The sequence below is a fragment of the Novipirellula sp. genome (genome assembly GCF_041583735.1).
Taxonomy (GTDB): Bacteria; Planctomycetota; Planctomycetia; order Pirellulales; family Pirellulaceae; genus Novipirellula.
The window spans coordinates 1-11,080 of record NZ_JBFHFD010000262.1 but is presented as its reverse complement, the minus strand read 5'-3'; the positions used below and the strand labels follow the sequence as shown (position 1 = coordinate 11,080).

The window sequence follows — 11,080 nt, the reverse complement described above, 5'->3', positions numbered from 1 at the left end:
TTCCTCGACTTCGTAACGGACACGGGTGATTGGGCTGAAGACCGCGTCGATTGGAATGATTCCAATTTCGTGGTCAACGCTGCTGTGCTCGGTGCTTGGCACATAACCACGACCATTTTCGACAACCATTTCCATCATGAATGGAACATCGTCGGTGAGGGTCGCGATGACGTGATTCTTGTTAATGATTTCGACATCGGCATCGGTTTGGATGTCCGCGCCGGTGATCGGGCCCGCTTTGTCACGTTCAACCGTGATCACGCGAGTCGCTTCGGTGTGGTTGCGAACGACAAGGCTTTTCACGTTCAACACGACTTCGGTCACGTCTTCCATCACGCCTGGGATGGTGGTGAATTCGTGTTGAGCACCACGGATTTTAATTTGAGTGACCGCACTGCCCATCAAGCTACTTAGCAGTACGCGACGCAGGCTATTGCCGACGCTTGCACCAAAGCCGCGCTCGAATGGTTCTGCTGAAAACTTACCGTAGGTCGATGTGAGGGTATCGCGATCGACTTCGAGCGAGCTTGGAAGTTCCATGCCACGCCATCGAATGTGCATCGTCATAAAGCCTCAATATGTTTGTGGGTGTGTGGGAGTGGGGTCAGCTGCAATTACGTCGGGCTCGAGGAATCGGCCACTCGGTGATTAAACACGTCGAGGTCGATCACACCGCCCTGCATCGCAACGCAGACAAAGGGGAGCGTCACCGCAGATCGGGACGCCAAGGTGGATTACACGCGTCGTTTCTTGCGTGGTCGGCAACCGTTGTGAGGGATCGGAGTGACTTCTTCGATCAACTTCACGTTCAAGCCAGCGGCTTGCAATGAAGTGATCGCACTTTCGCGACCCGACCCTGGGCCCTTCACGCGGACTTCGACGTCACGCATGCCGAACTTGGTTGCCTTTTCAGCGGCTTGCTGTGCAGCACACTGGCCCGCAAACGGGGTGCTCTTACGGCTTCCCTTGAAACCACTGGTTCCCGCACTCGCCCAGCACAATGTGTCACCTTTGGGATCGGTGATTGTGACGGTGGTGTTGTTGAACGTTGCGTGGATATGGGCAATGCCGCTGGTGACGTTGCGGCGAACTCGCTTCTTTTTGTTGGTCTTTGCCACTGCAAAGTCTCTATCAGTGAAATTGGGTGAGGTTCAGTAAGTTGACGATGGGGTGTTTCAGGCAGGACGAGAAACGAAGACTTTCTGCGTTTCTCAGCCACAGGACTGCGATTAACGCAAATCCTTGACGCCCTTCTTGCCCGCAACCGTCTTGCGAGGGCCTTTACGAGTCCGAGCGTTCGTTTTGGTTCGCTGGCCACGTACTGGCAAACTGACGCGATGACGGATGCCGCGATAGCATCGGACTTCGCGAAGTCGGTTAATATTTTGGGTGACTTGACGACGAAGAGGACCTTCGACCGTGTATTCACGCTCAAGTAGTGCGGTGATTCGGCTCAGCTCATCTTCAGCCAAGTCGTTCGCATTTCGTGTTGGCTCAATCCCAAGCTTTTCGCACACCTCACGGGCCGTATGCAAACCGATCCCATACAAATAGGTCAGCGAATATTGGATTTGCTTGTCGTTTGGCACATCGACGCCCATCAGACGGGGCATAACGGAACTCCTGCAAGTATCGATCAGAGGGACGGCAAAATACGACGAACGTGTGACACATTGGGTCAAGGTGCACGATGCATCGGCCAAGAATCCCGGACTATACCGTCTGGCCCCCTTTTTGCTCAATGGGGACGTGGGATGATTTTTCTAAGAATTTTCACGAACCATTCGGATGAACTCCGTTGGGACGCTGTTTTTCGAAGAGGCGATGACGCGGGTTTGCTCGATTTGGCGGAATTTGGAGAGCTCGATCGACAGAGTCGTGTCTCCACAAACCGAGGACCACACTCGAGTTAGCCAAACTTCGTCGCAACATGGTAGCAATTGTCGGTAGATTTCGGCACCGCCCACCACATAGATTCCACGGTTCTTGGAGGAAGTGTCCGAGCCAGCGGAACTTTCTTGTTGAGAAGTTGGGGACGATTGCGAAGCTGGGGCCTTGCGGGCCATCTGGACCGCTTGTTCCGGATTTTCGGCGCGGCACACGCCTTCACATTTCCAATCGGCGTTGCGAGTGACCACGATCGTGCGGCGGCCCGGCAGCGGACGGCCAATCGAATCGTACGTCCGCCGACCCATGATTAGCGTCCCCCCCATTGTCAGCTGTTTGAACCGCATCAGATCGCTCCGCAACCGCCACGGCATATCGCCATCTTTGCCGATCACTCCCGTGGGGGTCATCGCCACCAACGCGATCACAGGCGATCGATCTGCATCTTCCATGGCCGCCGCAGCATCGTCGGTCCTCACACCTGCAAAACTCATACGGCGATCGGGGCTTTAATGCGGGGATGCGGATCGTAATCGGTCAACTGGAAATCCTCGAACGTGAATCCGTCAATCGAGTCGGGGGTCGATTGAATTTGCATCTTCGGTAGCGGTTTGGGATGCCGTGTCAGCTGCTCGCTAGCTTGGTCAAAATGGTTGCGGTAAAGATGGACGTCCCCCAATGTATGAACGAAATCGCCCGGTTCGAGTCCTGTGACCTTCGCCATCATCATCGTCAGCAGTGCGTAGCTGGCGATATTAAAGGGAACGCCAAGAAACAAATCGGCACTGCGTTGGTACAGTTGGCAGGAGAGTTTTCCGCCCGCAACGTAGAACTGAAAGAGCAGATGGCAGGGGGGCAACGCCATTTTGTCGATCTGATGAGCGTTCCAGGCCGAAACGATCAAGCGACGGGATTGAGGGTTCTCGCGGATTTCGTTGGTGACCCAAGCGATTTGATCAATCGTTTCCCCATTGCCCCCTTCCCATGAACGCCATTGTTGGCCGTAAACCGGGCCCAAGTTTCCCTCTTCGTCAGCCCATTCGTCCCAGATGCTGACCCCATTTTCGCGGAGATAGCCGATATTGGTATCGCCACGCAAAAACCACAGCAATTCATGCAAAATCGAATGCATGTGCAGCTTTTTGGTCGTGAGCAGCGGAAAGCCGTCGCTCAAGTCAAATCGCATTTGCCGACCAAACAAGCCACGTGTCCCGACCCCGGTGCGGTCGTCGCGGTCGAGGCCATGATTCAAGACTTCGTCGAGCAATTGAAGGTAGGTTCGCATCGGATGAAGTTTGGATTTAAGTAAGGGTAAATAAGAGGAAACGTTGGTCGGCGGCACGGCCGCGCGACCACGCAATCATTCGATTGCTAATTCTATCCAGTTAAGAATGAGTTTGCCGAGTGCTGGCATCTTCAATATCTTCGGCCCGTGTCGGCCCGTGTCGGCCCGTGTCGGCCCGTGTCGTGTCACGGCCGAGTCCAATCGAGCGTCCAGTGTCGGTCACTGGTCGCATGAACGCACGCGGCGTCGATTCCACATCCCGCAGCAGCGGATCGGATCTCGTCCAGCGTCAATGCGGCGTGAAGCGATTGTCGCAGCAATTGCTTGGCCACCTCGTTTTCGCCCCCGGCGTGGGTTTGCACTAGCGATTCGACTTCGGCTGCCGATTCTGGACGCATCAGGTCACGGATGAACACGCGTCCCCCGCTCTTGACCAGTCGCATCGAGGTTTTGATCGCCTCGTCGGACTGTTCCAGATGATGGACCAGGCTGTTGGAAACCACTGTGTCAGCAATCTCGTCCTCATACCCCGTCATCGCTTTTGCGTCCGCTTGGTGGAGCATGATTTGGTCCAGCATTCCAGCGAAATCGACTTCTTGTTTGGCAAGTCCCAGCATCTCGGTCGACAGATCGACCGCGATGACTTCGATTGCCTTGTCGCGTGATGCAATTTCGATCGCCAAAATTCCGGGGCCACATCCTAAGTCGATCACTCGGGGGCCGGTCGTGCCGCCGGCAAACAAATCGTCGACGAAAATACGATTGACCTCGGCATGGTTCATCTGCAAATAGGCCACCGCTTCGTCAAATGCGTCCATTGTTTCAGGTTCAAGCGTACGAGCGAGTGTCACGTGATATTCCTGAAACGAGAGAGAACAGAGCGGTGTGCAACGTGAGTGCAGATTTTACGGGAGGTGTCTGGCCCATTCTATGAAAATTTCGCGATGCCGACTTCAAAACGTGTTCGTCTGACTACTATCGGGCATTAAGCCCGTGCCCCGTTAGCCATCTTGTGGTTTTGCCAGCTGGCCACCGCAATGGAGCGGACGCTGTTTTGCCGGCCGCTGTTTGCCGGGCGGGGATTGGCCGAACGCTCGGGGGCTTACGGGATAGTGCTGTGTGGTGGCGCATTGGGCTTTGTGGTAACACATTGGCATCAGCAGAAAGCGACGCTCCCGCGGTGTTTCGATTGGAACGGTAGTCCGGCGGTGAGATCAGATTAGCGGAACCAAATGATGATTGATTTAGGGAAATACAACGTTCTGGGGATCGACGTCAGTGCGATTGATTACGAAGCCGCAGTCAAACGGGTGATCGAGGCGGGCCAGCATCGCCAACCGCTCGCCGTCACGGCGCTGGCGGTACATGGCGTGATGACGGGGGTAGGCGACAAGGAGCACCAGTATCGATTGAACCAATTCGATTTGGTGTGTCCCGACGGCCAACCGGTTCGTTGGGCCCTGAACGGGCTGCACCAATGTGAATTGCCCGATCGAGTGTACGGGCCAACGCTGACGCTGAAGATTTGTGAAGCGGCGGCTGAAGCGGGAGTTTCGATTTTTTTGTTCGGAGCGACCCAAGAGATGCTGGACGGTTTTGCCAAGAACCTGGGTGCAAAATTTCCCAAGCTGCAAATCGCAGGCAAGCGAGCGTCGAAGTTTCGCAATTTGTCAGTCGCCGAACGGGATGAATTAGCGGCAGAGATTCGTGACAGCGGCGCTGGAATTTGTTTTGTCGGTTTGGGCTGCCCTCGCCAAGAGGTGTTTGCTTACGAAATGCGAGACCGCGTCAACATGCCGTTGATCGCAGTCGGTGCCGCGTTCGCATTTCACGCTGGCGTGTTGGCCCAGGCGCCATCGTGGATGCAACGCAATGGGTTGGAGTGGTTGTTTCGCTTTACTCGCGAGCCTAAGCGGTTATGGAAACGCTACGCGACGACGAACCCCGCCTTCGTTTCCTTGTTGACGCTGCAAAAGTTGCGGTTGTACGTTCGCCGCAGCGACGCGGGGGTCAAGCCTCAGGATGAAGTGTTGTTCGGCTAGCGAGCGAACATTCAACTATCCTCGGGTCCAACTATCCTCGGGGCTTAGCACCGCAAAATCGGAGCCGACGGCCTTAATCCAAGGTCGTCTACTTTGGTAGTGGCACGGCACCGCCTGCTAAGTTTGCGCAAAACTTGGCTTATCACACTTCTCTGAGGGAACCGGTTCATCAATCATGGCTTGGGCACGGTCGTGGAGTGTTTGAAAGGCAATCGGTTTGATTAGATGCAAGTCAAAGCCCGCTTGGATGGCTAAGTCACGATCCGTAGGGCCACCCCATCCGGTTAACGCGATCATTTTGATGCCGGCAATGGTTCGCGAACGACGAATGCGACGCGCGGTTTCATAGCCGTCCATGCCAGGCAATCCGATGTCCATGATGATCACATCGGGATGGGTCTGTGTGGCCTTCTGGATCGCTTCGACCCCATCATAGGCTTGGTACACCTGAAAACCTTCGGATTCAAAAAGTTCGGCAAGCAGTGCCGATGCATCTTTGTTGTCTTCGACCAACAGTAGCGATTTGCCTTTGGTCGTGACGGAGGATTCGGATTGGCATGACGTTCGCGATGCGTTGTCCGTGAAATCATCGGCAAACAAATTTGCGTCGCTTGACTGCATCGTCGTGGCTGCCGGCAGCGTTACAGTAAAGCAGCTGCCCATGCCGGGACCGCGACTGGTTGCCGATAGCGTCCCCCCGTGCAAGGCAACCAAGCGGTTCACGATGGTCAATCCCACGCCGAGCCCGCCGTACTCGCGAGTGCGGCTCGCATCGATCTGAACAAACGGTTCAAAGATGCGGTCGGCTTGCACCGGAGCGAAGCCAATCCCATTGTCGCTGACCATGATCGAGACCAAGTCATCGATCGGTTCTAGGTTTAGCGTGATTCGTCCCGCCTCGGGCGTGTATTTGGACGCGTTTCCAAGCAGGTTGGCAAGCAATTGAGCAAGTCGCACCCGATCACCGTCGACCCAAATCGGATCATCGGGGATCAGCGATTGGAAGCGTTGCGATTTGGATTTCAGCGAACTTTCGACCATTTCGATCGCATCGGCGATTGCTAACCGAAGATCGATTCGCCGAACTTGCAATTCGACCTTGCCACGACAAAAGCGTGACACGTCAAGCAAATCATCGGTGATGCGGATCAGGTGGATGGTTTGCCGGTGGATGATTTCACGCATGCGGCGGACCACATCGGGCGAACTTTCGTTTCGCTCGAGCAGTGCTAGGCTTGTGCGAATCGGAGCCAAGGGATTGCGAAGTTCATGCGCCAACAACGCCAGGAATTCGTCTTTTCGCAGGTCGGCTTTTCGCAAATCGTCGCTGAGTCGCTCGTTTTCGAGCGAGCGATTCTCAGCGAGGTCACGTTGGCGTTCTGCGCGATTGAACAGCATGATTGCAACGCAGTTCACGAAGACGTAAATGATCAATTGGACCAAATCAGGAACGTCATCAATCAACAAACTCGACGAGGGAGGGATGAAAAAGTGCGCTGCGGCAACCGTGCCCAGCCCAACCGCGAAGATCGCCGGTCCCGTGCCGGCGATCCAAACCGTCAATAACGCGCTGAGATAGAACAGGCTAAACGGACACTCCTCGTTTAACCACGGTTGCAATAGCGAACGGACCCAGATGACGACTCCGGTGCTGAGGATCGCCGTGCCATAACGTCGAACCATCGCTCGCCATGGGCCACTGCTGCGGTCGTTTAAGATCGATACCACTGCGGGCCTCCGGTCGCCGGCAGACCTGTCGAAGCGAGTCGGGATGAATGGTCCTGCTGAATCGCTTGCACCAATTCTTTGATATCTAGCGGTTTGGCGAACCAGCGGTCCCATCCGCGGCCAGCGGGCTCGTCTTCGATTCGGCGACGTGATCCCGTGATCGCGTAGACTCGCAAGTCTCGTGTCCGCTCGTTTTGCCGAATATGGTGCAGCGTTTCGAGTCCGCCCAGCATCGGCATCTGCATGTCCATTAGGATCACGTCGGGCAGCGTCCCCCAGTATTGCAGTCGCTCGCACGCCTCGCCTCCGTCGCGGGCCACATGCACGACAAACCCCTGGGATGCGAGTAGGTAGGTCATCAAGCTGCGTTCGTTGTCGGAGTCTTCCACGACAAGCAATCGCACCCGCGGATCGGTTATGCCGGCTTCACGCGTGCAAGCTTGACGCTTGCTGGCTTGGGGGATGGCAGCTTGGGGTATGGCGTTTTCGCGGGGCGAAGCGACTTCGCGATTGTCATGGTTCATCCGTGCGACGAGCGTGTCGATCATCGCTTTAGCGTCGATCAATGCGCCTCGATCAATCCGTGACTGGATCGCATCGAGGTGCAGCTGAAGCACGTTCAGCTGGTTGCGTCGTCGATGTTCGGCTTCGTCACGCAGTGGGACCGCGGTAAGCGTGTCGCTTGCGAGACCCGATTGGGATGCAAGCATCTCTTGACGAAGGATCGAGACTTCCGGTGGTGCATCGATCCCAACCTTCACAATTTGTCCGCGGACTTGAAGGATTCGAAGGGTGACACCGAGATTGGGAAAAACAATTTGCTGCTGAGAGCGGCGAGAGAGAACCAACATGGTTGGAATGCCTTCTGAGGAAGTTTTTTGCGGTGATTCGCATGCGAGGGCGAAAGCGGGGAAGCAAAAAACTTCGGCGGGTCACAAGGATTTCGAGCTGTGACCTACTCTAGCCGCCACCAGCGTCATCATCGACATCGGAGCGGCGTTTCAGGGCCTCTACGGTACATTCATCTGCACATCCCGGCCTGGAACTCGCTGGTAATATACGGCCGGGGGATGCCCCAGGCAACTAACAATGTGGGCCGACTGGGATCATTTTCGGGTTTCCCACCGGGGACCTTAGGGGCCGCAAAGCTGGCAATATTCGCCATTGACACCGCTTTCTTTGATCAGCGACATAGGGTTCACGTCAAAACATGTGCTTCCCCTGCGCCCCGAAGACAATGTTGTCCATCACAATAAATATTAGCCGACTGAGCGTTGCCATTTTTGCGATGGCGATTGTTTTCGTCGATGTTTGCGTTCTTTACGCAGCCGATTCACCAGAAACCAAGTCCGCCGAGACGGCGTCGCCCCGCAAAATGACGTGGCGACCCGTCTCCGGAAACGCTTCGCAGGATGCGGCGACGGTAAAGTTAGCCAGCGGAGAAAAGTTAGCCAGCGAAGAATCCGACGGCTCCGAGCCTTCCGCCGTGGCTCCCGTGTCGTACGATTTTTATGATTCTTTCGTGGGCGACCCGTTGTCGCCCCGAGAAGAGTTTGCCACCGAGTTTGATGGTTGTGACAGCGGATTTTGCGACGGTTGCGACGCATGCGATAGTATGGGGATGGCGAGCCACCGAAATCAATTTTGGGTACGCGCCGAATATCTGGCGTGGGCACTTGATGGAATCCGTTTGCCAGCGTTGGTGACGACCAGCCCCGCAGGCACCACGCCGGAAAACACCGGCGTGCTCGGCCAATCGGGAACGACGGTGTTGTTTGGTGGCGACGAGATCTTGGATTCGCTGCGATCCGGGGCCCGCATTAGCGTAGGGCGGATCGACTCCAACCGCGACGGGGCCATTGAACTGTCGGCGCTTGGCGTGTTCAGCGATGGCGAGAGTTTCAGCAATAGCGGCAGCCTACTCGCCCGGCCAGTCTTCAACACACAAACCGGCGCGGAAGATGCGATGCTGGTGGCACATCCCGATTTCCTTCGCGGAGCGGTTCGAGTGCAAGTCGAAAACGAACTGTACGCCTTCGATGTGCTACGGCGTCAACGATTGGTCTCGTCGGCTTGTGATAGCTTGGATTTGTTGATTGGTTATCGCCATGCTCGCCTGGACGAAATGCTTCGCATCGATCAAGCGTCCACCTATACGGCGGCGCGAGGCCAGATTGTTTCCGGCACGTCGGTCGTTTTGTTTGATGATTTCGACGTTGAAAATCAATTTAATGGTGCGGAAGTCGGTTTCAATTACCGCCGCCGTTCGGGAACTTGGACATTGGCCACGCTGCTGAAAGTTGGGCTCGGCGTCAATACCGCCGAAGTCACGATTGATGGTGGGACCACCAACACTGTTCCTGGTTCTGGTTCCGCGTCGTTCACGGGCGGGTTGCTTGCTCAACAAACCAACATCGGTCAATACGACGATTCGCAGTTCACGGTGATCCCCGAAGTGGGAATCACCTTGTCCAAACGAATCGATGATTTTGTCGAACTCTCGCTTGGCTACAGTTTGCTGTATTGGTCCAATGCCACGCGAGTCGCCGATGTGATTGACCGCAGCGTATCGCAGTTTCCCCCGGAACCATCATCGGGCAGCGGAAATCCCCGGTTCAGCTTTGAAACCGACGATTTTGTCGCCCACGGCTTGACGACTGGCGTGAAGTTCTCGTTCTAACACGAATCGTCAAACCAATGCGCCTACGCTGTCGTTTCGACGGAAAGCGTCAGCATCTCTTCGGTTGAAACACCGTAACGATCAATGCTCTGCACGCGGATGCTAAACGTTGTCGGCGAGCTCGAGTCGAGATCGACGTTGGTCTTTAGCACATTGCCTTCGATCGTGAATGACGCGTTGTCATCGCTGCCAGCTCCGCTAACGAGCAGGTAGATGTGTTCGTCATCGGCGTTCGCATCGGTGGTTGATAACAAGCCTACCGAGGTGCCGGTCGCGGCATTGGCGGGGATCGTGGTGTTATCAAGGGCGATTGCGGTCGGAGCCACATTGGGTTCGCTGATCGTGATCTCAAGCACTTGTTCGAATGACAATCCGCCCGCGTCTTCGCTGCGGACACGGACTGCATACAAGCTCTGGATCGCCTCGTCAAAAACTTCGTTCGAGACAAGTTTGCCGTCAGCGATCTTGAATGGTTCCGACGTTGCGCCGGCCTCAGGCACGATGGTGTACGTGAACGTGTCGCCTGCGTCGGGATCTTCGCTGCTCAGCAATCCAATCTCGGTGTCGGCAGCTTCGTTCGCGGCAATGGTGGTGCGTGAAACCGAGATCGCTGTCGGAGCTTCGTTGACATTGGTGACGTTAATCGTGAAAGTTTCTTCCACGGTCAATCCGCCGGCATCGGTGCTTTGAACGCGAACGCTGTAACTCGATTTCGTTTCAAAGTCGAGCGTGGTGTCGGTCTTCAGCGAGTCGCCGTCGATCGTGAACGATCCGTTGTCGGTGTCCCCAGTGCCGCTGACCAAAGTGTAGGCATGCGTGTCACCTGCATCGGCATCGGTGCTCGAAAGCGTGCCAATCGTGGTGCCCAATGCGGCGTCCTCGGCAATCGAGGTTTCACTTAGTGCGATCGCAGTCGGTGCAACGTTGGTGACCTCGGTGACGGTAATGGTAAAGGTTTGCTCGAAGGTCAATCCGCCCGCATCGGTGCTTTGAACACGGATGCTGTAGCTGGGTTTTGTTGCGAAGTCGAGCGTCGTGTCGGTCTTCAGCGAGTCGCCGTCGATCGTGAACGATCCGTTGTCGGTGTCCCCGGTGCCGCTGACCAAAGTGTAGGCATGCGTGTCACCTGCGTTCGCATCGGTGCTCGAAAGCGTGCCAATGGTGGTGCCCACCGCAGCGCCCTCGGCGATCGAGGTTTCGCTTAGTGCGATCGCAGTCGGTGCAACGTTGGTGACCTCGGTGACGGTAATGGTAAAGGTTTGTTCGAAGGTCAATCCGCCCGCATCGGTGCTTTGAACGCGGATGCTGTAGCTGGATTTTGTTGCGAAGTCGAGCGTGGTGTCGGTCTTCAGCGAGTCGCCGTCGATCGTGAACGATCCATTGTCGGTGTCCCCGGTGCCGCTGACCAAAGTGTAGGCATGCGTGTCACCTGCGTTCGCATCGGTGCTCGAAAGCGTG

General features: G+C 55.9%; 10 protein-coding genes and 1 pseudogene. 2 read left to right on the top strand and 9 right to left on the bottom strand.

The features are described 5' to 3' along the window. The 6 genes and pseudogenes from ABX962_RS18930 to ABX962_RS18905 form a co-directional block, all read right to left on the bottom strand. A pseudogene (locus ABX962_RS18930) lies at positions 1-567 on the bottom strand (DNA-directed RNA polymerase subunit alpha); the annotation flags it as partial. Between the two features lie 167 nt (positions 568-734). Continuing rightward, complete coding sequence (rpsK, locus tag ABX962_RS18925; protein ID WP_008696448.1) at positions 735-1,118, bottom strand: 30S ribosomal protein S11; 384 nt, start codon at positions 1,116-1,118, stop codon at positions 735-737. A 111-nt stretch (positions 1,119-1,229) separates the two neighbouring features. Continuing rightward, positions 1,230-1,613 carry a 30S ribosomal protein S13 gene (gene rpsM / locus ABX962_RS18920; RefSeq protein ID WP_339940584.1) on the bottom strand — a complete coding sequence of 128 codons (384 nt, stop codon included), beginning with the start codon at positions 1,611-1,613 and terminating at the stop codon, positions 1,230-1,232. 150 nt (positions 1,614-1,763) lie between these two features. Then, positions 1,764-2,297: a dihydrofolate reductase gene (locus ABX962_RS18915; protein WP_372721594.1), complete on the bottom strand. Its 534-nt coding sequence runs from the start codon at positions 2,295-2,297 to the stop codon at positions 1,764-1,766. Between the two features lie 80 nt (positions 2,298-2,377). Further along, entirely contained in the window at positions 2,378-3,172 is a 795-nt protein-coding gene (locus tag ABX962_RS18910; RefSeq protein ID WP_372721593.1) for a thymidylate synthase, read from the bottom strand. 185 nt (positions 3,173-3,357) lie between these two features. Continuing rightward, positions 3,358-4,023 (bottom strand): class I SAM-dependent methyltransferase, encoded by a 666-nt coding sequence (locus ABX962_RS18905; protein WP_372721592.1) that lies wholly within the window; start codon positions 4,021-4,023, stop codon positions 3,358-3,360. Between the two features lie 381 nt (positions 4,024-4,404). On the opposite strand from ABX962_RS18905, the gene ABX962_RS18900 reads away from it, so the two are divergent. Continuing rightward, positions 4,405-5,214 carry a WecB/TagA/CpsF family glycosyltransferase gene (locus ABX962_RS18900; RefSeq protein WP_372721591.1) on the top strand — a complete coding sequence of 270 codons (810 nt, stop codon included), beginning with the start codon at positions 4,405-4,407 and terminating at the stop codon, positions 5,212-5,214. A gap of 117 nt (positions 5,215-5,331) precedes the next feature. Here the strand turns inward: ABX962_RS18900 and ABX962_RS18895 are convergent, their stop codons facing one another. After that, positions 5,332-6,942, bottom strand: coding sequence for an ATP-binding protein (locus tag ABX962_RS18895; RefSeq protein ID WP_372721590.1), 1,611 nt, complete (start codon positions 6,940-6,942; stop codon positions 5,332-5,334). After that, positions 6,927-7,793 carry a response regulator gene (locus ABX962_RS18890; RefSeq protein ID WP_372721589.1) on the bottom strand — a complete coding sequence of 289 codons (867 nt, stop codon included), beginning with the start codon at positions 7,791-7,793 and terminating at the stop codon, positions 6,927-6,929. The genes ABX962_RS18895 and ABX962_RS18890 overlap by 16 nt, the downstream gene beginning before the upstream one ends. A 386-nt stretch (positions 7,794-8,179) precedes the next feature. Between ABX962_RS18890 and ABX962_RS18885 the strand changes: the two genes are divergently transcribed. Beyond that, positions 8,180-9,622, top strand: coding sequence for a BBP7 family outer membrane beta-barrel protein (locus ABX962_RS18885; protein ID WP_372721588.1), 1,443 nt, complete (start codon positions 8,180-8,182; stop codon positions 9,620-9,622). Between the two features lie 23 nt (positions 9,623-9,645). Here the strand turns inward: ABX962_RS18885 and ABX962_RS18880 are convergent. Next, positions 9,646-11,080 (bottom strand): cadherin domain-containing protein (locus tag ABX962_RS18880; RefSeq protein ID WP_372721587.1); only part of this gene is annotated, 1,435 nt, incomplete at its 5' end.